22 protein-coding genes are annotated in these 21,393 nt (G+C 48.5%); 6 read left to right on the top strand and 16 right to left on the bottom strand.

Features of this window, described 5'->3' with window-relative positions; translation table 11 throughout:
* Nucleotides 1–3 precede the first annotated feature (3 nt).
* Complete coding sequence (locus tag L5656_RS05230; protein WP_297200055.1) at nucleotides 4–1,524, top strand: amino acid permease; 1,521 nt, start codon at nucleotides 4–6, stop codon at nucleotides 1,522–1,524.
* On the opposite strand, the gene L5656_RS05225 is transcribed toward L5656_RS05230, so the two are convergent.
* Nucleotides 1,521–2,687: a S1C family serine protease gene (locus L5656_RS05225; protein WP_297200051.1), complete on the bottom strand. Its 1,167-nt coding sequence runs from the start codon at nucleotides 2,685–2,687 to the stop codon at nucleotides 1,521–1,523. The genes L5656_RS05230 and L5656_RS05225 overlap by 4 nt on opposite strands.
* A gap of 207 nt (nucleotides 2,688–2,894) precedes the next feature.
* On the opposite strand from L5656_RS05225, the gene L5656_RS05220 reads away from it, so the two are divergent.
* Together L5656_RS05220 and L5656_RS05215 are read left to right on the top strand one after the other, a co-directional pair.
* On the top strand, nucleotides 2,895–3,026 hold the full coding sequence (locus tag L5656_RS05220) for a hypothetical protein (protein ID WP_297200048.1): 132 nt from the start codon (nucleotides 2,895–2,897) through the stop codon (nucleotides 3,024–3,026).
* 13 nt (nucleotides 3,027–3,039) lie between these two features.
* Nucleotides 3,040–4,281, top strand: coding sequence for a competence/damage-inducible protein A (locus L5656_RS05215; RefSeq protein ID WP_297200044.1), 1,242 nt, complete (start codon nucleotides 3,040–3,042; stop codon nucleotides 4,279–4,281).
* Here the strand turns inward: L5656_RS05215 and L5656_RS05210 are convergent.
* Entirely contained in the window at nucleotides 4,265–4,870 is a 606-nt protein-coding gene (locus tag L5656_RS05210) for an IMPACT family protein (RefSeq protein WP_297200041.1), read from the bottom strand. The genes L5656_RS05215 and L5656_RS05210 overlap by 17 nt on opposite strands.
* A 3-nt stretch (nucleotides 4,871–4,873) precedes the next feature.
* Complete coding sequence (locus L5656_RS05205) at nucleotides 4,874–5,554, bottom strand: MBL fold metallo-hydrolase (protein WP_297200038.1); 681 nt, start codon at nucleotides 5,552–5,554, stop codon at nucleotides 4,874–4,876.
* A 239-nt stretch (nucleotides 5,555–5,793) separates the two neighbouring features.
* Here L5656_RS05205 and corA point away from each other — a divergent pair, with 239 nt between their 5' ends.
* Complete coding sequence (gene corA / locus L5656_RS05200; protein WP_297200035.1) at nucleotides 5,794–6,750, top strand: magnesium/cobalt transporter CorA; 957 nt, start codon at nucleotides 5,794–5,796, stop codon at nucleotides 6,748–6,750.
* 125 nt (nucleotides 6,751–6,875) lie between these two features.
* On the opposite strand, the gene sucD is transcribed toward corA, so the two are convergent.
* The 9 genes from sucD to L5656_RS05155 all read right to left on the bottom strand — a co-directional run bounded on the left by sucD (nucleotide 6,876) and on the right by L5656_RS05155 (nucleotide 16,461).
* Nucleotides 6,876–7,760: a succinate--CoA ligase subunit alpha gene (sucD, locus tag L5656_RS05195; RefSeq protein ID WP_297200032.1), complete on the bottom strand. Its 885-nt coding sequence runs from the start codon at nucleotides 7,758–7,760 to the stop codon at nucleotides 6,876–6,878.
* A gap of 43 nt (nucleotides 7,761–7,803) precedes the next feature.
* Nucleotides 7,804–8,937: an ADP-forming succinate--CoA ligase subunit beta gene (gene sucC / locus L5656_RS05190; RefSeq protein WP_297200029.1), complete on the bottom strand. Its 1,134-nt coding sequence runs from the start codon at nucleotides 8,935–8,937 to the stop codon at nucleotides 7,804–7,806.
* An 18-nt stretch (nucleotides 8,938–8,955) separates the two neighbouring features.
* Nucleotides 8,956–9,483: a 2-oxoacid:acceptor oxidoreductase family protein gene (locus tag L5656_RS05185; protein WP_297200028.1), complete on the bottom strand. Its 528-nt coding sequence runs from the start codon at nucleotides 9,481–9,483 to the stop codon at nucleotides 8,956–8,958.
* A gap of 1 nt (nucleotide 9,484) precedes the next feature.
* Complete coding sequence (locus L5656_RS05180) at nucleotides 9,485–10,333, bottom strand: thiamine pyrophosphate-dependent enzyme (RefSeq protein ID WP_297200025.1); 849 nt, start codon at nucleotides 10,331–10,333, stop codon at nucleotides 9,485–9,487.
* A 1-nt stretch (nucleotide 10,334) separates the two neighbouring features.
* On the bottom strand, nucleotides 10,335–11,507 hold the full coding sequence (locus tag L5656_RS05175) for a 2-oxoglutarate ferredoxin oxidoreductase subunit alpha (protein ID WP_297200022.1): 1,173 nt from the start codon (nucleotides 11,505–11,507) through the stop codon (nucleotides 10,335–10,337).
* Nucleotides 11,508–13,151: an FAD-dependent oxidoreductase gene (locus L5656_RS05170; RefSeq protein WP_297200019.1), complete on the bottom strand. Its 1,644-nt coding sequence runs from the start codon at nucleotides 13,149–13,151 to the stop codon at nucleotides 11,508–11,510.
* A gap of 112 nt (nucleotides 13,152–13,263) precedes the next feature.
* Nucleotides 13,264–14,742: an SLC13 family permease gene (locus tag L5656_RS05165; protein WP_297200017.1), complete on the bottom strand. Its 1,479-nt coding sequence runs from the start codon at nucleotides 14,740–14,742 to the stop codon at nucleotides 13,264–13,266.
* 112 nt (nucleotides 14,743–14,854) lie between these two features.
* A complete protein-coding gene (locus L5656_RS05160; protein ID WP_297200014.1) occupies nucleotides 14,855–15,766 on the bottom strand; it encodes a LysR family transcriptional regulator in 912 nt (303 codons plus the stop codon).
* A 41-nt stretch (nucleotides 15,767–15,807) separates the two neighbouring features.
* A complete protein-coding gene (locus L5656_RS05155; RefSeq protein WP_297200011.1) occupies nucleotides 15,808–16,461 on the bottom strand; it encodes a lactate utilization protein in 654 nt (217 codons plus the stop codon).
* A gap of 209 nt (nucleotides 16,462–16,670) precedes the next feature.
* Between L5656_RS05155 and L5656_RS05150 the strand changes: the two genes are divergently transcribed.
* Nucleotides 16,671–17,408 (top strand): sulfite exporter TauE/SafE family protein, encoded by a 738-nt coding sequence (locus L5656_RS05150; protein WP_297200009.1) that lies wholly within the window; start codon nucleotides 16,671–16,673, stop codon nucleotides 17,406–17,408.
* Nucleotides 17,409–17,572: 164 nt separating this feature from the next.
* Here L5656_RS05150 and pspAA read toward each other — a convergent pair whose 3' ends face one another.
* The 4 genes from pspAA to htpX are packed head-to-tail and all read right to left on the bottom strand — an operon-like array spanning nucleotide 17,573 to nucleotide 20,083.
* Nucleotides 17,573–17,851: a PspA-associated protein PspAA gene (pspAA, locus tag L5656_RS05145; RefSeq protein ID WP_297200006.1), complete on the bottom strand. Its 279-nt coding sequence runs from the start codon at nucleotides 17,849–17,851 to the stop codon at nucleotides 17,573–17,575.
* Entirely contained in the window at nucleotides 17,848–18,552 is a 705-nt protein-coding gene (locus L5656_RS05140; RefSeq protein WP_297200003.1) for a PspA/IM30 family protein, read from the bottom strand. Before L5656_RS05140 ends, pspAA begins: the two co-directional genes overlap by 4 nt.
* 49 nt (nucleotides 18,553–18,601) lie before the next feature.
* On the bottom strand, nucleotides 18,602–19,183 hold the full coding sequence (gene pspAB, locus L5656_RS05135) for a PspA-associated protein PspAB (RefSeq protein WP_297199999.1): 582 nt from the start codon (nucleotides 19,181–19,183) through the stop codon (nucleotides 18,602–18,604).
* A complete protein-coding gene (gene htpX, locus L5656_RS05130; protein ID WP_297199996.1) occupies nucleotides 19,184–20,083 on the bottom strand; it encodes a zinc metalloprotease HtpX in 900 nt (299 codons plus the stop codon).
* Nucleotides 20,084–20,351: 268 nt separating this feature from the next.
* Between htpX and L5656_RS05125 the strand changes: the two genes are divergently transcribed.
* On the top strand, nucleotides 20,352–21,305 hold the full coding sequence (locus tag L5656_RS05125; protein WP_297199993.1) for a S66 peptidase family protein: 954 nt from the start codon (nucleotides 20,352–20,354) through the stop codon (nucleotides 21,303–21,305).
* Nucleotides 21,306–21,393 lie beyond the last annotated feature (88 nt).

The following is a 21,393-nucleotide window of genomic DNA, read 5'->3' as shown; positions in this document are numbered from 1 at the left end:
TTTGTGAAAGTTAATTTCTGGCGTACTAAACCCGTCAACGATCTTCTAAGAGAAGCCAAAGACCAAGAAAAACTCAAACGCGAAATGGGAGCAGCGGATCTGGTGGCCCTAGGCGTGGGGGCTATCATAGGGACAGGCATCTTCGTCCTTACTGGAGTAGCTGCAGCTAATTACGCCGGCCCAGGCGTAATATTGTCTTTCCTTATATCCGGTACGGCTGCTGGATTAGCGGCCTTGGTATACGCGGAGCTAGCTTCTATGATCCCTGTAGCGGGAAGCGCCTATACTTACGCTTACGCTACCTTCGGAGAGTTATTGGCCTGGATTATTGGGTGGAATTTAATTTTAGAATACCTGGTAGCAGCGGGAGCCGTCGCTTTGGGCTGGAGTTCCTATTTCACAGATATTCTGCGAGCGGCCGATATCCATTTACCGACCTCCCTTACAAACTCGCCTTTCCGGGGAGGTATTCTGGACTTGCCGGCAATCTTCATTACTACCTTAGCCACAGTTATCGCTCTAACTGGCCCGCGGGCCAGCGCCACGACCAATAAAGTAATAGTAGCTATAAAAGTTTTGGTTATTCTTACCTTTATCGTCTTGGGTTTCCCCAGGGTAAACCCTTCGCACTGGAGACCCTTTCTCCCTTTTGGTCTTTCAGGTGTGGCTCAAGGAGCAGCCATTGTCTTTTTTGCTTATATAGGCTTCGACGCTGTTTCTACAGCCGCTGAAGAAGTACGGGATCCGGCTCGCGATCTACCTCGGGGTATTATAGGTTCCCTGGCCCTGTCTACCCTGCTTTATATGGCGGTAGCGGCCGTCCTTACCGGACTCACTAGTTACAACCGCCTCAACACGGCCTCCCCTGTAACCACTGCCCTTCTAGATGCGGGTATTCGGGGTGCCTCTTTTCTCATTGGGATGGGTGCCCTGGCTGGACTGACCAGCGTATTACTGGTTGGCATTTATGCCCAGAGTCGTATTTTCCTGGCTATGGGACGGGACGGTCTCCTCCCCCAGGCCTTTGCCTGGGTACACCCCAAGTTTAGGACACCCTGGGTGGCCACCATAGTAGTAGGAATAGCTGTAGCTTTAATTTCTTCTCTACTACCTATAGAAATAATCGCCCAACTAGCCAATGTAGGTACACTTTCGGCCTTTATAATAGTATCTATGGGGGTCATAATACTACGATATAAACGCCCGGACCTTCCCCGACCGTTTCGCGTTCCTCTAGCTCCCTGGTTGCCTCTCCTCACCATAATTTTTGCTGGCTACTTATTCCTAAATCTTCCTAGGTTAACTTGGATGCGCTTTGGAATTTGGCTCATCCTGGGAATTCTAATTTATCTCGTCTACGGCTACCGCCACAGCCTTCTAGCTAATCGAGAGGAAGTGGCCCTTAAGCGAGCCCCTCTGAGAATAGAAAGGCCCACGGGCGTGCCCGTGGATCGATTGTTTTTCCGCCTTTTTCCCTCCGCCCGCTTAAACTTAAAACTCCGCTTCCCGCGGCGGCGCTCCTAGTACTGACTCGGTTTTTCGGCCAAGGTTACCGCAAGGGATAGGCGGTTCCCACGGCGGAAAACCAGAAGCTGCATAGTTTGGCCCACTTGTTTCTTCTGAACAAGTTTCACTAATTCACTGGCCGAGTTTACCGCTTGGCCGTCTGCCTGTAGGATAACATCGCCCCTTCTTAATCCCGCTTTAGCTGCGGGGCCATCCGCCACAACTTCGCGCACGAGAACACCTTCTGGCTTAGACATTCCCAACATCTCGGCTATGTCAGGAGTAACATCCTGCAACACTACACCTAGCCAGGGACGCACAATTTTCCCTTTGGTCATGAGGTCATTTAGAACAGGTTGTACGGTGTTGCTGGGGATAGCGAAACCTACTCCTTGGGCATCCACCTTAACCGCCGTATTAATGCCTATAACTTCGCCTTTAAGATTTAGAAGGGGGCCGCCACTGTTACCGGGATTGATAGAGGCATCGGTCTGCAAAAGGTTTTCATAATGGCGGTCCTGGGTATCAATAGGTCTCCCCTTAGCGCTCAACACCCCTACCGTTACAGTGTGGTCCAGCCCGTAAGGATTGCCGATGGCGATAACCCATTCTCCCACCCGCGTCTTGTCTGCATCACCCAACTTAAGGTAGGGCAAGGGTTTACCTGCATCCACTTTAAGCACGGCCAGATCTAGGTCACGGTCAGCACCCACTACCCTTGCCTTAAAGGGCTGTTCAAACCCGATTATCGTTACTTTTACTTCCCGCGCTCCTTCCACTACGTGCTCATTGGTCAAAATATAGCCATCAGGAGAAATAATGAAGCCGGAACCTAAGGAACTCCCCTGTTGCTGCGGCAGAGGCAAACCAAAAAATTGCCGGAAGAAAGGATCGTTAAAGGGCGCAGGTAACCCTCCCCCCACCACTGTATCTATGCGTACTACAGCCGGACTTGCAGCCTCCACAATATCAGCAATGGTCTCCGGCCCCACTCCCGGTGGGAGGCTGGCTGCCGATACTCCTCCTATTAATGTTGGATGCCCTGCCTCCTGGCCGCCAGGTAAGCTAGAAGCCTTCGAGGGAACAGTTAAAACAAAAAAGCCCGCCGTAACGGCCACTCCGGCTAAAAATACCAGGAGCAAAAGCCACCCTAATCCTCGTCTCCCTTCCCGGTAGTACATCTGGACCTTCCCCCTTAAGAAAATCGCAGTTCCTTATGCGGGTGCTTTATATCTTTCCTAAACCGATTATAACACTTAAAATAAGACGAAGTATGAAGAAATCCTAAGAAGTATTATAAATCCCTGGACAGCCCCGGTGTCAACGGTACAAGCCGTTGCCAGAAGATAAAGGCCTCTGATATACTGGGTTACAGGGAGGGAAAATTGATGAAGAAAGCTTATCTCATCCTTTTTCTCCTTTTATGGCTAGCCTTGGGTCTAGCGGTTACAACTATAAACAACTTGAGCATCGATAATGCCCACACAGTTTCAGAACAAATAACCCCCACCCAGCACTAAGGAGGATCCCCCCTTGCAGGCCGAAGCCATATTTACTGGAACTGAACTCCTCCTAGGCCAAATAATAAATACCAATGCAGCCTTGTTATGCCAGGAGCTGGCGAGGGCAGGCATCAGCATCTTTCGCCAGGTAGTGGTAGGCGATAACCTGCAACGGATAAAAGAGGCTATACAGGAAGCCGGGAAGAGGGCTGACATCATTATTACCTGTGGCGGCCTGGGCCCTACCGAGGACGATCTTACCCGGGAAGCCCTGGCCGAAGCTTTAGAACTCCCCCTAGAGGAAAATCCCTTGGCCAAGGAACATATAATTCGCTTTTTCACCGTAAGGGGCCGTCCTATGCCGCCCCAAAACCTAAAACAAGCCCTCTTCCCCAAAGGTGCCCTACCATTGGATAATCCCTGGGGTACCGCTCTAGGGATATTCTTGAAACACAAGGACAAGTTGTACGCCTGCTTGCCCGGCCCTCCTTCTGAATTTAGTAAAATGCTTAAGGAAGAGCTCTTACCCCTCCTAGAGCAATATGGCGCCGGAAAAGAAATAATTCTGTCACGCGTATTAAAAATAACCGGTCTAGGGGAGTCTACAGTAGAAGAAAAGGTTAGGGATTTGCTTAAAGGAACCAATCCCACCCTGGCTATTTTAGCAAAAACCGGAGAAATACATTTGAGAATCACAGCTAAAGCCTGCGACAGCCAGATGGCGCAGGAACTTATTAAGCCTTTAGAAGAACAGATTCGGGAACGCCTGAAGGACCATACTTTCGGAGCTGACGGTGATACTCTAGAGGGTGTGGTAGGGAATCTGCTTACCCGCAAAGGCTTAACTTTGGCGGTAGCAGAATCTTGTACCGGAGGGCTTCTTGCTCACCGGCTTACCAATATTCCAGGGAGTTCGGCCTACTTTCGGCAGGGTGTAGTAGCCTATGATAACAATATCAAAGTTAAGGTTCTGGGAGTGAACGCAAAGATATTGGCTTCTAAGGGGGCTGTGAGTGAAGAAGTGGCTTTGGCTATGGCCAGGGGAGTACGGGATTTAGCCGGGACCGACATAGGCATAGGTATTACCGGCATCGCCGGTCCCGGTGGGGGAACCCCGGCCAAGCCTGTAGGCTTGGTCTACCTGGCTTTAAACTGCCAGGGGAATGCTCAAGTAAGAAGGGAACTCTTCCAAGGACCAAGAGAAGAAATCAAGTGGAGGGCTACCCAGAGCGCATTAGATATGCTTTGGCGGCACCTTAAAGGACATGCATAGCTTTTACCCATGGTCCTATATCTGCACAAAACTCTTCCCAGGTTCCTGCGGGAACCTCTACCGTTATGCGAACTTCTTCAGCATAGTCTGCGGCTACAACCCTGCCGCCACAGGAATGCAAAAACTTAAGAATCCGGTCAAGCCCGCTATAAGTACAAACGAGCTCCGCCTGCTTGGTGATGGTTTTGACCACTCGACCGGCCTTTTCTAATGCCCTCCGGGCTGCTTCACTATAGGCTTCAATAAGCCCTCTCTTACCCAGCTTTTTGCCTCCAAAATAGCGTGTCACTACTACAACTACATTAGTTAAACCGGAGCTTAGGATAGCTCCCAAAATGGGGCGCCCAGCGGTCCCGCTCGGTTCTCCCGCATCACTGTAATACACGATCTCTTGTGGCGGCAAGCCCAGGCGGTAAGCAAAACAATTATGAGTGGCTTCCCGGTGGAGCCGCTGTCGTTCGCTTACGGCGGAACGGGCCTCTTCCTCAGTGCCGACCTCCCTTACCCAGCCCAAGAATACCGACCGCTCAATTTTTATCTCTACCTCCGCCTCGGTAGCTACCGTAGTATAGGAATCCAGCGCGCCCATGGACTACAATGCTACACCGCCGTCAAGGCTTAAAACCCAGACCTCTGTCTCCGCAGGAAGGTTTTCCCTGTTCACTTCGATCTCGCTCACTCCCAAATGGCGAACATTTGCCCGGCCCGAGGTAAACTCATCTACCTTAGCAATGGGGAAGCCACGCATGCCTGCGGTCAAGTAATGCATGGGAATAACCAACCTCGGCTTAAGCAGACCCACTATCTGCCAGGCCTCGCTGGCATCTATAGTAAAATAGCCTCCTACGGGCACCATGAGCACATCCAGAGGACCTATCTTTTCTGCATGTTGAACTTCCAATACGTGACCGAGGTCCCCTAAATGGGCCAAACGTAAATCCCCTACTTCAAAGACAAAAATGGCGTTCTTTCCCCTTTTTTCCCCTTGTACCTCATCATGGTATACCGGGACAGTATAGGCATGAACATCTTTGAAGGTTTCGTCTACCTCGTTCCAATCGCCATCCTCTTTAAGCCCGCGCCATACAAGGGGTTGGCCCTTCACGCCGGCCAAATAATTATGATCAAAGTGTTCGTGGCTTACGGTCACCACATCGGCCTCTACTTCTTTGGCTGCGGGGGAAACCTCAGGGCCATACGGGTCTGTTAGTACCCGCACACCTTGAGGTGTGGTTAAGAGAAAGCTCGCATGTCCTAACCAGCGAACTCGCATCCTTTTTCCTCCTTTAGCAATTATTTGCGTGTATGATTTAAATAAAATTTTTCCTACTTTAATGCCAATATTATCATAAACTTCCTCGCTATGCAATAATTATAACCACCCGCAAGCAGCCCTATACTGCAAAAACATCTACAGTTAAAGCGAACTCATCTGAGCTCAGCCCAGTAAACTGTACTGGCAAACTAAAAAGATAAATTGACAAACTAAAAAGGAAAGGAGGTGCTTTATTTTTGCAACGGGTTCTGCTACTGGACACCGATAGAAATCTTAAGAAGGAACTATCGCCGGGGTTTAATCCCCGTCGCCACGAGGCTTATACCTGGGTAGATTTTTTCAAGCCTACACCCAAGGAACTTCACATCCTTGCCACTACCTTTGGCTTCCATCCCTTAGCTTTAGCCGACTGCCACCGCCCTCCCTCCCGGCCCGGTTTGGCTCAATATGAAGAATATAGTTTTATAACGCTGCGATGCGTAAGCCACCACCAGCATATTAAATCATCAACTACCTTTTTGAATGTGTTTCTCGGTCCACGTTATGTGATAACCTTACACGAAGAAAAACTCAGCTTCCTTGATCGGCTCTGGTCTTCTTATGAAACCGACCCCTCCCTTTTTCTTAAGGGGACCGATTACCTTCTCTACAGCCTTTTGGAAGCCTTAACCTCCGAATTCTTCCCTTTTTTCGATGGCTTGGAGGAGAAAATAGAAGAGATCGAAGAAGAGCTTTTCCGCCGACCCGGGCGGAACCTGCTTAATCAGATCTTCCTCTTCCGCCGCCAGGTTATAAAGATGCGAAAATTCTTGGGCCCCCAGCGGGATGTAGCAGATCTCCTCTGCCATCCGGATTTTCCCTTGGTAAGGATGGAAAACCGGACGTTTTTCTTGGATATATACAACGAATATTTACGGTTAGTAGACCATATAGATACACTTCACGAGCTTATAGGCTCTGCCCTGGAAACGTACCTATCATTGACGTCCAACCGCCTCAACGAAATAATGAAGGTCCTCACCCTTGTCACCACTATCATGATGCCTTTAAGTTTAATCGCCGGTATTTACGGTATGAACTTCCGGTATATGCCGGAGCTGGAATGGCGCTACGGCTACCCTTGGGCTCTAGGCTTGATGGTACTGGTAGCAGGAGGTATGGTGGGCTATTTCAGGAAGAAGGGCTGGTTTTAATCCATAATAATAGGGGTGATTCCCAGGGTAGACAAGGCTTAAAGGATTAAGGTTTCAGCCTTTAGGGCACCAAAAAGAAAGGGCGGTCCCCACTTTTGGGGCCACCCTGTGTGGATTTAGAAAGCTTAACAACGTAAAGCCTCTTTGAGAAGTTTACCCACCTCGGCAGGCCTAGTGGCTATCATAGCACCGGCTTTCTTGAGAGCTTCTTCCTTCCCTTTGACCGTGCCCTTACCCATGGTAATAATGGCCCCAGCATGACCCATCTTTTTACCCGGTGGCGCAGAGCGGCCGGTAATGAAGCACACTACCGGCTTGGTAAACTCCCCTTTTTCTATCATTTCGGCAGCCTCTTCCTCCATAGTTCCCCCTACTTCTCCTATTATTACCAGTGCCTCCGTAGCCGGGTCGGACTCGAAAAGTCTCATAACTTCAGTTAGCCGTGTCCCCGGCACCGGGTCTCCTCCCAATCCCACAAAAGTGCTCTGGCCCAATCCCGCAGCTACAATGTGGGAGCATACTTCGTTGGTAAGGCTACCGCTCCTGGCCACTACTCCGACCGGCCCAACACGGTATACATCCGTAAGCCATACCGGGATAAACCCCAACATGGCTTGGCCTATACTGGCCATACCCGGCGTATTGGGACCTAGTACCGTCGCCCCAAGTTGGCGGCTCAATGCCCTTATTTCCATGGCATCGTGCAAGGGCACGCCGTCAGCTAAGAGTACTACCAGCTTTATCCCGGCATCAAGGGCTTCAAACACGGCATCCTTAGCAAAGGCCGGAGGAACAAACACTACAGAAGCTTCTGCTCCGTGTTTTTTTACAGCCTCCAATACTGTATTGTAAACTGGTACACCGTGTACCTGTTTTCCGCCTTTACCCGGGGTAACGCCTGCCACAATTCTTGTACCCGCATCCAGCATGTGTTTGGTCCAAAAAGTTCCTTCATTTCCTGTAATTCCCTGGACCAATACTTTGGTGTCTTTGGTGAGCAATATAGCCATAGGATGTTACCCTCCAGTCCCCTCTATTAACCTCAAACACATCCTAGGAGGCTCCTGCCAAGCGGACAGCTTCTTGAACTGCCGTCTCTACGTTGGGGAAAAGTTTTAACCCTACACGGCTCTCTAAAATTTTGCGTGCTTCTTCTTCTCCTGTACCCCTTATGGAAGCTACTATAGGAACTTTGGGCTTTAGTTCCTCAATGGCTTGGGCCAGTCCTTCGCTTATAACGTCCGCCCGGGCCACCAATCCAAAGGTGTTAATGAGCACTACTTTCACATCAGGGTCACTTAAGACTATTTCCAGGGCATAATAAGAATTCTTATAGGTTGCCCCACCAAATTCTAGGAAATTGGCCGGTCGCCCACCGTAATAGGTGATAAGATCTAGGGTAGTCATGGTAAGCCCTGCTCCGGTACAAAGAACCCCTATGTTGCCGTCCAGCTTTACATAGCTTAGTCCGTATTGGGAAGCCCGGTACTCCCTTTCGTCTTCAAACCTCTCCGGACCTTTCACAAACTCCTTTTGACGATAAAGAGCATTGTCGTAGATGATTACCTTGGCGTCAGCAGCTATGAATTCTCCTTCCGAGGTGACAACTAAAGGATTAACTTCTACCAATTCGGCATCGTACTGTCTAAATACACGGTAAAGCTTTAGCATGAGGGAGGCTAATTCGCTTACCTTATTCCCTTCCAGTCCTAAAGCGAAGGCGGCGCGGCGGGCCTGGAAAGGCATAAGACCGTAAAAAATGTTGATCTTCTCGGTGACAATTCTTTCGGGCGATTTAAGGGCTATCTCCTCTACATCTACTCCTCCAGACCGGCTAACCATAAGGAGTGGACCGCCCGCCGCAGGATCTACTGTAAAGGAAAGATACCATTCTTCGGCGATGTCTAGCTTCTCTTCTATCAACACTTTTTTTATCTCTTCTGTCTTAAGTTTCTGGCCCAATAGCTCTCCAGCCCGGGCTTTCGCCTCTTCGGGAGAACTGGCAAATTTTATACCCCCGGCTTTACCTCGGCCGCCTTGCAATATCTGGGACTTTACAACCACTTCTTTCCCTATCTCGGCTGCTATTGAATAAGCTTCTTCGGCCGTACTTGCTACCCTCCCCCGGGGAATAGGGATGCCTCCCCGCCGGAATAGCTCCTTTCCTTCATATTCGTATAACTTCATGGCTGCCCATTTCCCCTTTTAGAGTAGGCTATATCCTAGCTCAAAGGCTTTTTTGTTTTCTTCATGGAACCGCGGGATCCGCTCCAGCATGGCTTTTATAACTATATCCTTATCCAGCAGACCTGACATGAGCTTACTCAAAGCCCCCATCACAATGGCGTTAGCGAAAAGCTCCCGCCCCAGCTCCTTCTCCGCTAGGTCTCTGGCATTAAGGGGGATCTGCTTAACGTTAAGATTGGGGTCAGGCTCAACGTAGCCCGGGTCGTAGATTATTACGCCATGGCTTACTAGGTGCTTAAAACGATTGTAAGCTGCCTTGGAAAGCGCACAGAAATAATCGGGATTCTCTACGACCGGACTGTCGATGGGTTCCTCCGACATTACGACTTGACTACGCACATAACCTCCTCGAGTCTCTGTACCGTGGCTTATTAGCATAGTAGTATATAGCCCCTGATATACAGCTGCCAGGCTTAAAGCTTGGCCTATCCTTACTACCCCTTGCCCCCCGAATCCGCTCACCAGTACTTCTGTTCTTTTCGCCATCTTACCGGAACCTCCTCTGTATTTCGGCCACCCGGTTCCTTAAAGCTTCGGCAAACTCGGGCCGGCTGTTACTGGCATCATAATAGATACCCGTGCGGAAATAAATATCTCCCAAAGCTTTTTCGTCCACCCTTTCGTTAAGCTTAACGGTACGCTCCTTAAACCACTTGTACATAACCGCAGGCCTTCTGCTGCCCAGGGCCCTTTCGGCAAAATTCGTGACGCAAGGGTAGGGCATATGGACTAAGGAGAAGCCTTTATTTAATATAGCCTTCTTTATGCTTTCTACTGCCTCTTGGCCCTCAATACTCGTGTGCCTTGCGAGGAAGGTGGCTCCCGCTTCCCGCAAGATGTTTAGTACATCCCGACCACCCTGCATCCAGTTGGGTTCCCACATCCCGTAGGGGCTACTATCGGTCCGGTATCCTTCCGGCGTGGTCCAGCCGTACTGGCCTCCCGTGGACATATAGCCCAGGTTGTCGCATACAATAACCGTAAGATCCACATTCCGGCGGGCGCAATTTAAAAGGTGGTTAAAGCCGATGCCGAAGGCATCACCGTCCCCTACGGTAAGAATGATCTTTTTGTTGGGTGGTAGTGCGATCCTCAATCCAGTGGCTAAAGCGTAAACCCGGCCATGCGTACCGGCGAAGTTATCCCCTTTCCAGGTGGCAAAAGTCTGACGGCCAGCACAGCCTATACCCGTTCCCCAGACCACATCTCCAACATCCAAACCCAGTTCATCTATAGCTTTTACCACTTTCTTATGGATCTGGCCTAAACCACAGCCGCTACACGCTGTGCTGGGTATCTTCCTCGGCCTTAAGTATTTAGTAGCGAGATAATCCATCTTACCACGCCTCCATTTCCCAAGGTTTGGCTTTAAGGGGTTGCCCTTTTATCAGCGCCTCTATAAGTTCCATAAGCTCGGCTACCGTAGGTAGCTCGCCGCATTTGCCCATGAAATGAACTTCGCTCCCCTTAGGCATAGCTCGTTGCACTTCGCGCACCAACTGTCCGTCGTAGTTCAGCTCTACAGAAAGGTATTTGGCAGTTTTAGTGAATATTTCGTCCGGGAAGGGCCATAAGGAAATCAGTCGCAATCCCCCTACCTTTAGACCCTTCTCCCGGGCTGCTTTGACCGCGCTCTTTACTACCCGGGAAGGGCTCCCATAAGACACCAGGATGACTTCAGGGTCGTCTTCCAAGAAATAAGATTCATAGCGGGTTATGAGATCTTTGTGGTTTCTAATTTTATAGATGAGACGGTAGGCATGTTTATGCTGCCATTCAACTTCTTCGGTATCATAACCTTCGGCGGTAGGCGTCCAGTCGGAGCAGGCAGCCCCTGTGTTATGTCCCAAAACGACAGGCGGGATATCTATCTCATCGGTGGCAGGATAAAATTCGGGACCCTCGTTTATCCTCCGGGGTATCACCTTAAGGCCCATGGCTTGAATTTCCTCTTCTGTCTCCGGAATAATGAGGGTTTCCCACCCGTCGGTTACGAGCTGGTCTGCTAGCAGGGTTACCGGGGTGCGGAAGCGCTCAGCCAGGTAGAAAGCTTCTACAGTTAAAGTAAAGGCTTCTTGCACGCTGTTGGGGGCTAGGACTATGGTCTCAAAGTTGCCCCCCTGGGTAGGATACCGGCTCAGGTAAAACTCGCCCTGCCCCGGTGCACCGGTGATGCCGCTCACCGGACCTACCCGCTGGGCGTTGACTATGACTACCGGTATTTCGCTACCTATGGCCCAACCATAGGGGTCAGCATAGAGAATGTAACCGGGTCCGGAGGTGGCAGTCATAGCTTTGAGCCCGCCCAGTGAGGCTCCTACACATATGTGCAGGGCAGCTAGTTCGTCCTCAGCCTGAAGATAATACCCTCCTACCTGGGGAAGCCTCCGGGACATGTTTTCGGCTATCTCGGTAGCCGGGGTGATAGGATAACCGGCAAAAAGCCGACATCCCGCTATAATGGCTCCTTCGGTTATGGCCGCGTTTCCTGTGTCTAAGGTCCGCTTCATTTATACGGTCCCCCCATCAACTTTTTGAATATTTATGGCAAAGTCCGGGCATATGAAGAAGCAGTCCAGACAGCCTATACATTTTTCGGTCTTAGCCGCCACCATGGGCTTGTAGCCCCGGTCGTTGAAATAGTCCGCAGGAGCAAATACACCTAGTTTACAAACCTCTATACAATACCCGCATTCTTTGCAAGCCTGACCATCAACTTCTACCCGGTAAGTTCTAATGTCACAAGCCAAACAACGCTTAGCTTCCTTCATGGCTGCATTCTTGTCATAACCCAGTTCCACAGTGGCAAAAGAAGTCATCCTCTGGCCTAAAGGTAGGCTGGGTACGTATACCCGCTCTAGTCCTCTCCTAAGTTCGGGTTCTGAGCTTTCCTCTGTTTCAGAAGGAAGGAGTTTTTCCTCTATGTTCCCGTCACCACCCAGGAAGCGGTCAACAGCCCGGGCTACCTCCCTACCTTGAGCTATAGCCTCGATAATGGAGGCCGGACCTGTAACCACGTCACCTGCAGCAAATAAGCCCTCCAGGCCCGGGATTTCTCCCCCCTCTTTAACTGAAAGCCTTCCTTCTGTTATCTCTAATCCCCATCCAGGCGGTATGTCTGGTACTTGGCCAATGGCTACAATTACATCATCGAAGGTTAGCGTAAATTCGCTTCCCGGCACCGGCACGGGACGTGGACGCCCGTCCTTGTCTTTACCTTCTAATTTCATCCGCGTACAGGTTACCTCTAAAATACTTTCCTGCTGCTTTATCTTGACAGGAGCGACCAAAAATTCTATCTTCACGCCCTCTTCTAGAGCACCCTCGATCTCCTCAAGACTTGCAGGCATCTCTTCTCTTGTCCGGCGGTATAATATGGTGACTTCTTTGGCCCCTAGACGTAAAGCTGTTCGGGCGGCATCTATGGCTGTATTACCTCCACCTATAACGCCCACTTTCTTCCCTATTTGCGGTCTGCCCCCGCTATTTACCTCTCGCAAGAAGCTTAGGCCTTCACGTACTTTAGGCAGGTCTTCCCCTTCAATGCCCAGCTTTGCTCCTTGCCAGCTTCCGCAGGCCAGCAGAATAGCATCATAGCCCAGAGTCCTCAGCTCGCTTAAGTTTTCTATCTTTTCACCGGTTCTTATCTCCACACCAGCTTCCTTTATCTCCGCAATCTCCCTATCCAGCACTTCCCGTGGCAGACGATAAGCAGGAATACCGTAGCGCATCATTCCGCCGGGCTCGGGTTGGGCTTCATAAACCGTCACCTTATGGCCTTTTTTGGCCAGGTAATAAGCTGCGGTAAGCCCGCAGGGCCCTGAGCCCACAATGGCCACCTTCTTACCCGTGGAAGTAGAAGGCCTCCGTACTTCCCTTACTTCTTTGCCTCCCTCTTCCTCAGCTATTCTCTTTAGCAGCCTGATGGCCACCGGCTGGTCTAATTGATTGCGGGCGCATTTTGCTTCACAAGGGTGAACACAAGCGTATCCGCAGATGGCCGGGAAGGGTATCCTTTCACGAATTACTGCTAAGGCTTCGCCGAACTTACCTTGTTTGATGTACCTGATATACCTCGGTACATCAATGCCCGCTGGGCAGGCTTCCTTGCAGGGGGCGATTCCGTGGCTTGAAGAACAGGCTGAAGCGGCCATGGGAGGATCTACATCTCCTTTCTGTAAAGTTGTATCTACTTTCTAGCTCTAAGATTATTTTAAATCTGCTGTATTAAATAGTAAATTCAATATTCTTTATAAGCCTATTCAATTACTTTATCTCATAAATTCCTGTTAAACTTCCGATAATAGAGATTACCACCATGATACAAATAGCAGCGGCTATCTGCATAATGATTCCTGCTTTAGCAAAGTCTTTAATGGAAAAGTACCCCGCGCTATAAGGAATAACATTAGTAGGAGTCTCGGTTACCAAAATTAACCCTAATGACATGGTAAAAGCTGCTGGAGCCACATATATCCAAGGATTACCTCCCAAGTCTTTAGCCAATGTTACCACCAAAGGTACAATTATCACGCCAGTAACGCTGTTACTTGAGAAGCAGATATGGAGAATTCCAACCACTAGTGAAATAACCCCAATTCTCAATATAGGATGGAGATCGGTTACAGGTCCTAGCAAAACCCATGCCAGCCAACGAGCGGCACCAGTATCATAGACAGCCATTCCCAACGCAACTCCACCCACAATTAAAACAATACTGCCCCACGAAATTTCTCTTTCGGCCTCTTTCCAATTAAGTACTCCAATACCGGGTAAAAACAATAGAATACCGGCTAAAAGGGCTATATACTCATCTGAGTAAGGAAAACCACCCCAAATATCGTATGATTTCAAGAAGGGACCTATAAGCCATAATAATATCGCTAAACAAAATACGGTTAACGTTTTCTTTTCGACATTTGTAAGTGGGCCTAGCTCTTGAAGTTCCTTTTTAATTTTCTCATTGCTAAGTGGTAACTGTTTAATTTCAGGGGGGAATACCTTTATTAACACAATCCAACCGACTACACCTAACAAAAACGCGGCAGGTACGCCTATCATCATCCATTGGCCAAAGGTAAGGTTGTATCCGGCCATTTCCCGTAACATTTGCATTGCTAATACATTAGGTCCACAACCAACAGGCGTACCAATTCCTCCGAATAAGCCTCCCCAGGCACATGAAATAAGTAATGCCCTTCCAAAATTACTCTTTAAAGGTTCTGCTCTTATTTCTTGGAGAATGGCTATGGCCAAAGGTGTAAGCATGGCTGCTACTGCCACGTCAGTTATCCACATAGATAGGGCAGTACCTACAAGTATAAAACCCAAAATTACTCGTTCGGTTTTAGTACCTATTTTGCTTAGAAGAATAAGGGTCAATCTTTTGCCCAGCCCAGAGTTTACAAAAGCAGCTCCTAACGTTAATACGCCTAGAAAAAATGCGGTAAGAGTGTTTCCAAAACCGGTTTGTATTACTTTTGAAAAAGAATAAATACCAAACATTGGCAGCAAAATATTGCCTATCAGTACTGTAACTGCAAAAGGTATTGCTTCAGTCATCCACAATATAATGCAAAATATGAGTATACCAATGGTTGTCTTACCAGCTAAAGTTAAGGGTATCTCCTCCCCACCTCGGATTAAAGGCTTAGGTGCCGGTAAAAAATGTATAAAGAACATTATAAATAATGCAAGAATAAAGATAATCATATTTTGTTTCTGTTTAAGTTTAACTCCACCCATCCTTTTCACCCTTTCATTTTAAATCCTTATAGCGGCTCTATTAAATTTATATCATTCTTCCGCGGCATTTACCAATTAATTAATTTTATTCGTTTATATTGGAACCTTATAGTCAGTACTCCAGCACAGCAGAAAGTCGGTCTTTGTTTCGGCGGCAAAATTTAAGAAATTCCTTTGTTAACGGATGGGCACCATACCTGGGATAAACTAAATTGATATTACGGGAAAGGGATAATCCTTTAATCTCAACTTTAGCAAGCAAACCAAACTTTACTTCTTGGGCTACTACCCATTCCGAAAGTACTGAAACACCGAAATTCAATTCCACCCACTTTTTAATGGCTGTATGGCTACTAAACTCAATAAAAACATTTAATTTGTCCGGGTCTAAACCCGCATCCTTTAAGGCCTTTTCCCAGTACTGACGTAAGCTGGAACCAGCTTCCCTCATGATAAATCTTTCCTCAAAAAGTTCTGTTAGGCTGATGCACCCCCTTTTAGCCCAAGGATGTTCGGGATTTACTATTAAAACTAGATTATCAATCAGCCATTTCTCACAAGTAATGTTCCTGTTTTCACAATCACCCGCAACAAGAATAAGGTCACATTTTCCCTCCAAGAGGCACCGATACACTTCTTCTCTATTACCTACACTTATAACAACATCTACATCAGGAAAGTCTGTTTTAAAAAGGCCAATAAGATGTGGTAAAATAATTTCAGCGATGGTATAAGTAGCACCGATACACAGACGCCCTCGCAAGATTCCTCCTAGCTCCTTAAGTGTAAGTTGAGCTTGTTGATAAAGGGTAATAATCTGCTTTGCATAGTCGTAGAGTACTTTCCCTGCTGGAGTAACTTCGACAAATTTGGTATCACGGTTTAACAGTTTAACTCCATAGTACTTCTCCAAATTACGTATTTGGCTCGTAACTGCAGGCTGAGTTACATGAAGTTCTCTAGCAGCAAGGGAAAAGCTTTTTTTCTCTACTACAGTGACAAAAGTTAAAAGCTGGTCATCCAAAGGGCCCACCTCCCCTTCTCACTAATTTGCTTTACTTCTCCCTAATACCCCAGCTCTTGCCCCACAAGGATTACATAAAAATCTGGGCTACCCTTAGGGCACATTTCTATTATAGTGGTTACCCGGCAGGATTTATCCTCTAAATTGCATTCGATACAGTAGCCAGCTTTAGCACAGGCCTTCCCCCAATTACGGCGGTGAGAGTTAAGAGGGGTAGCCACATTTTTTATGCGTTCTAGACCGGTTTGGATATCTTTAACAATTTTATTGATACCCGCTACCATAATAATACGCCTGGGTCCGAAGATCATAGCTGCCACCCGGTTACCGGTAAAATCAGTATTTAGAAGCCGCCCATCCATGGTAATGGCGTTACACCCGGTTAAGAAGACATCGCAGGTAAGCTGGCGGCGCCTAATTTCCCAGTCTTCTTCTGGGGTGATACCGGGAATCCAGTGATCATGTACCTCATATCCCCTTGCTTTTAATTCCTCCACCAACCCCATCTCCCGAAGGGTTACCGATCCCCCTACGCCTATACTAGCCCCGGAGGGAATGAGCTCCAATACCTTATTTTTAGCCTCTTCTGCGGTATCAAAATAATAGGCTGTAAACCCCCTCTTTTCTAACGCCTTCTTTACCGTCTCTCCCAGCTGCTGTCTATGCCAGGACCTGGTTTTATCGAAATCCCTCACTTTTGCTTTCCTCCCCTAAGAGTACCCGAAAAATACTTAAGAAACAGCCCGGCACTGTTTTACCTTTGCGTTCATAAAATATGCTAAAAATGATTTTAACAACAATTGTAGGCAGATCCTATCTCAAAATGCCCGCTTTTCATACACTTTTATATTTCGTTATCCACTAACTATTTCCTGCTTTTAAAGGTAAGGAGCGGCAAGAAAGTATGTATAATTTCTTCACTTGGCTTGCTGCTATCTTGGCCGTCTTTATAGCCGGAGCCCTACAAGGTATAACCGGGTTTGGGTTTGCTTTGATAGCCGTACCTCTCTTGCTGCTGGTCTTTGATGCCCGCATGGCCATAGCTTTAAATCTCCTGATCTCCTTTTCTACCCAGGTGGCTCTAAGTTTTAGAGTCCGTCAGGGGATTATAAAACCTCTTCTTATAAACTTGTTTCAGGGAAGCCTCCTGGGGTTACCCTTAGGGCTGTACATATTTTTACATTTTGATGTGAAGGAACTTAAAATCGTTATCAGCATTTTAACTATAGGGTTCGCCTTGCTCTTGCTACAAAAAAACATTAAGATCCCGTGTCCGGGAGGCCACTGGGTCCAGCGCCTAGTGGGAAGCCTTTCGGGGTTCTTAACTACTAGTATAGGGGTCCCAGGACCACCAGTAATCTTATTTTTGAATACGCAGGGATTATCTAAAGATAAGTTTCGGGCCACTTCTTCTGCTTATTTCACTCTCCTCTATCCAGTAAGCCTTGTTCTTTTAGCTAGTTGCGGGGGACTTAATCTAAATATTGCCTTGACTGCTTTTATTTTACTACCCTTTGCCTTTTTGGGAAGCCATCTTGGTATCTTTCTTTTCCCCCGGATCCCCCAAAAATACTTCCGTCAGGGCGTCCCTTTGCTGGTTATAGCTACAGGAATTTATTCTTTATTTAGCACTTTGTTTTAGAAGGGGGCTTCATGTAAGCCGCCGGTATGAAAAAAATTCGCCGCAGCGGAAAAGTGGTTTAACCGCTACGGCGAATTCACCGTGTTCTTTACCCGCCTTCTACCGGTAATCCATACCTTCATATCTTTACCGGCCGTATTGCCGCCATCATCGATCTTAAAGTATTATAGCAGGTCTCGTGGGTAGCTAGCGAAAAGCTCCCTAGCCTCCCTTAGGGTAGTATCCGGTGCTGGTAAAATTAGGTCGGATTCTACTAGTTCTGTATCCGGTACCTTGTTGCCGTGGCCTCGTATTAAAGCTAAAACTTCCCGAAAGTATCTGTTGAACCCTTCTTCATCGTTATTGCTTATAGCATCTAAAAGATAATTATCCAGGCGGTCAAGCTCATTTAAGGCCTCTCCCTCTAGCTTGTACTGGCCTTCAGTAAGGACCCTGATGATCACCCTTTCCCTACCTCCTTCTTGAGCCTGGCCAGCTCTTCCTCCACCCTATTGGCGATAGAAGCCCGGTGCAACTCCGCTTCTAAGGGATCCTGACCGGCCTCAAGAGCATCCTCGAGAACTCCTCTAGCTACCAACTCATCTATGGCCGCGGCCCGGGCCCGCATGCTCTCTGTTTTTTCTTCCGCCCGCTGGATGGCCAAGGAAACATCCGCAAGCTCCTCAGATAAGCCGGTTACCGCCTCGCTAATTTTAACCTGGGCCTGAGCAGCGGAATATTGGGCTTTGATAACCTCCTTTTTAGTCCGGAAGGCCTCTACCTTGGCCTGGAGGCGGGCTTCCACAGAAGCCAATTTCTCTTGTTCCTGCTCTAGACCTTTAATCTGCTCTTCTAATCCCTCTATCTGGCTGGCTATAGCCTGCTTACGCTCTAAAGCTGCCTTGGCAAGATCTTCTCTACCTAACTCTAAAGCTTCACGGGCTTGTTTCTCTAACTTCCCCATATTCTCCTTTAAACGTACTACCTGAAGCTCCAGGCGTTTCTTAGAGGCCACCACATTGGCCAAATTCCGCTTAACGTTCTGCAGAAGCTCTAATTGGCGCTGGTAGGAATATTCCAGGGTCTCATAGGGGTCTTCAACCGCATCAAGGAACTTATTTATCTTAGCTTTAAAAACAGTAGACATGCGGGATAAAAGGCCCATGCTTTTCACTCCTTAAGCTGTTCTGTTTTCCGTTCTCCATTTATAACCCTTATACAGGATTATCCCATAGCGGGTACCAACGGCTCAAGTCCTTCTCCCAAGGGAGTTCCTTTTCCAGAAGGGAAAAAAGGCGCATCTCCCCCGCATGATCCCTCTCCTTGTTCTTTCCCAGTTGAGGTAAAAAGGGATAAAAATTTCCCCGCTTATAGTTAAAGATTAAGTAAAGCACGGTCTGTGGAATTCCTTCTTTCTCCATTTTAAAAACAGCCGCCAGTAACCTGTCGCCGAAACCGTGCTCTATCAAGGTTTGAGCGGCCATATGCACCAAAGTTATCAGATCTTCCCAATCCTTGTCTTTAAACACAAACCAGAGGTAGCTGTACTCATCCTTCAGCACTTCTACGTAGCTGCCCATCTCTTGCGCTGCAAGCCGAAGCAATCCCTCGGCTTCCTCCGTAGCACTTTTAAAAGTGCTATCCTCTGCCGGTCTAAGAACCACGCCCGCCCTTCCTGCTGGCTTCCACCCTGCCTCTGCCTCTAAAGTGAACCTCGCCGTGGTAAGGCTAAAAAGAGGGGCATCCTGAGCTGGAGGAACCTTCGCTCGCCCCAATAGAGCGTCCCAAAAACCCACCTAGCGCCCCTCCATCTCCCGTTCGATCTCACGCAGGTAAGCTAGACGCCGCTCCAGAGAAGGATGGGTAGAGAATAACTCAAGCAAACTTTCCCCGCTTAGGGCGGGAACGATAAAGAAAGCGTTCAAGGCTTCAGCTTGGCGCAGGTCCTGAGTAGGAATCCTCTGCATAACCCCGCTTATTTTTAGGAGGGCAGAGGCAAGTTGCCCCGGAGCACCCGTAAGGAGCGCTGAACCCCGGTCGGCAGCGAACTCACGGTAGCGAGAGAGGGCATTGATCAGGAAGTAGCTTAAAATCCAGACTACCAGGGAGACCAGATATACTACCATGGCTCCACCACGGTTGTCCCGATCTTCCCTGCCGCCGTAGCCCCAAAAGCCCCAATAATAAAACTGCTGGACTAGGAAGGAAGCTACCGTAGCAAAGAAACTGGCAATAGTCATGACCGCCATATCGCGATGCCGGATATGGCTTAGCTCATGGGCTAAAACGGCTTCTAGCTCGGGCGGACTAAGGCGTTCAAGCAGACCCGTGGTAACAGCAACGACCGCATGGGAAGGACTGCGTCCGGTAGCAAATGCGTTCGGTAAAGGAGTGGGCACAATAGCTACCCGGGGTTTAGGTACATCTGCTAAGGCTGCTAACCTCTCCACCAAAGCGTGAAGCTCCGGTGCTTCCCGGGGGCCAACTTCTTTTGCACCCATGGACCACAGCACTAGCTGGTCGGAAAAATAATACTGCGCCACAAGCATTAAACCAACAATAAGGGCCACACCCGTGTACCCTACTCCAGCCTGCCATAGAACCATACCGAAGAAAAGGTACAGGGCTGCCAGCAAAAACATGGTCAAAAACATCCTGGCCTGAAGACCCCTATCGGGCTTAAGCTGCCTCCGCATAATACCCTCCCCCAACTGGTGCCTCCTTTCCCATCTGATGTCCATTCTAAGGTCCTCAGAGGAAAGGCGTCAAGATAATTTACAAAAACTTCAAAAACACCCTGTATCTCTAGTATACACCATAAGCCCCTGAAAATAAACAGACCAAATAGCAGTAAGCTGTAATACGCATCGCAGGCAACTTAACAGTTAAGTTAAGCCCGCACTATGCATATATATTCCAAGAAACCCTAAAAGAAAATAAATCTTAAGGAGTAAGCAGGAGAAAATGAAAGAAACTGCTCACTTTCTAATTAAACCACCCGCCTTAAAACCGGGCGACACCATCGGTATAGTGGCACCTGCCAGTCCTTTGGTCTCCCCCGACTACCTGGAGCGAGGGATAAAACGCCTCGAAAGTTGGGGGTTTCGTGTAGCTTTGGCCCGGTCTATTTATGCTTTTATCTCAAGAAAAGATAACGAATACTTAGCCGGCTCTGACGGGGAACGGAAAAGAGAGTTAGAAAGTATGTTCACTTCTCCAGAGGTTAAAGCCATAATTTGCTTACGGGGGGGTTACGGAAGCCTCCGCCTCCTCCCTCAATTAAATTACGGTCTTTTTCAAGCTAACCCTAAAATCTTTGTCGGATATAGCGACATCACTGCCTTGCATATAGCCATCACCCAGCGTGCTCGCTTAGTCACTTTCCACGGCCCCATGATCTATCCGGAACTGGGTGGTGAACCCAGCACTCTTACCATCTCTTCCTTTTTGGCCGTCCTCACTGGCCCCCCGCATTCTTATACCTTATCTCCCCTACCCGGAGCTCACGCATTTACCATTACTCCCGGCCGAGCAAGCGGGCGGCTTGTAGGTGGTAACCTTTCCCTCTTAGTTGCTACCCTGGGCACGCCCTTCGAAGTAGATACGAAAGGAGCCGTTCTGTTTTGGGAAGAAGTAGGGGAGCCCTTGTACCGGATAGACCGCTTGCTTACCCAGCTCCTCCTTTCGGGCAAACTCCAAGCCGCAGCCGGAATCGCCATGGGCGAATGTGTGGGGTGCGGAGATCTTACGGAGTTTAGGGAACTTCTCGAGGATTTACTACGCCCTTTAGGGATCCCCTCCTTTTACGGTTTTCCCTGCGGCCACGGACTCCATCACTTTACATTACCTTTAGGAACCCGGGTTACCCTGGATGCAACCGAGGGGTGGTTACGGTTAGAAGAACTCCCCGTATCCTAGGCCGGCAAAAAATTTAGCCACCTTCCTTAAAAGCTTAAGATAAACCTTTAGGAAGGTGGCCACTATCTCCAGCATACCAGAAAAACTG

It is taken from the genome of Thermanaeromonas sp. (assembly GCF_021890735.1).
Classification (GTDB): domain Bacteria; phylum Bacillota; class DSM-521; order Neomoorellales; family Neomoorellaceae; genus Thermanaeromonas.
The sequence above is the reverse complement of the archived record's forward strand: the minus strand, read 5'-3'. Positions and strand labels throughout refer to the sequence as shown.

Coding starts and splice junctions, on each gene's coding strand:
- L5656_RS05165 (WP_297200017.1), bottom strand. CDS start 14,742: ATGGGTGGAGTTAAACTTAAACAGAAACAAAATATGATTATCTTTATT.
- sucC (WP_297200029.1), bottom strand. CDS start 8,937: ATGAAGTTATACGAATATGAAGGAAAGGAGCTATTCCGGCGGGGAGGC.
- L5656_RS05220 (WP_297200048.1), top strand. CDS start 2,895: ATGAAGAAAGCTTATCTCATCCTTTTTCTCCTTTTATGGCTAGCCTTG.
- L5656_RS05185 (WP_297200028.1), bottom strand. CDS start 9,483: ATGGCGAAAAGAACAGAAGTACTGGTGAGCGGATTCGGGGGGCAAGGG.
- L5656_RS05170 (WP_297200019.1), bottom strand. CDS start 13,151: ATGGCCGCTTCAGCCTGTTCTTCAAGCCACGGAATCGCCCCCTGCAAG.
- L5656_RS05210 (WP_297200041.1), bottom strand. CDS start 4,870: ATGGGCGCGCTGGATTCCTATACTACGGTAGCTACCGAGGCGGAGGTA.
- L5656_RS05175 (WP_297200022.1), bottom strand. CDS start 11,507: ATGAAGCGGACCTTAGACACAGGAAACGCGGCCATAACCGAAGGAGCC.
- htpX (WP_297199996.1), bottom strand. CDS start 20,083: ATGCGGAGGCAGCTTAAGCCCGATAGGGGTCTTCAGGCCAGGATGTTT.
- sucD (WP_297200032.1), bottom strand. CDS start 7,760: ATGGCTATATTGCTCACCAAAGACACCAAAGTATTGGTCCAGGGAATT.
- L5656_RS05140 (WP_297200003.1), bottom strand. CDS start 18,552: ATGGGCCTTTTATCCCGCATGTCTACTGTTTTTAAAGCTAAGATAAAT.
- L5656_RS05180 (WP_297200025.1), bottom strand. CDS start 10,333: ATGGATTATCTCGCTACTAAATACTTAAGGCCGAGGAAGATACCCAGC.
- L5656_RS05225 (WP_297200051.1), bottom strand. CDS start 2,687: ATGTACTACCGGGAAGGGAGACGAGGATTAGGGTGGCTTTTGCTCCTG.
- L5656_RS05205 (WP_297200038.1), bottom strand. CDS start 5,554: ATGCGAGTTCGCTGGTTAGGACATGCGAGCTTTCTCTTAACCACACCT.
- L5656_RS05125 (WP_297199993.1), top strand. CDS start 20,352: ATGAAAGAAACTGCTCACTTTCTAATTAAACCACCCGCCTTAAAACCG.
- L5656_RS05150 (WP_297200009.1), top strand. CDS start 16,671: ATGTATAATTTCTTCACTTGGCTTGCTGCTATCTTGGCCGTCTTTATA.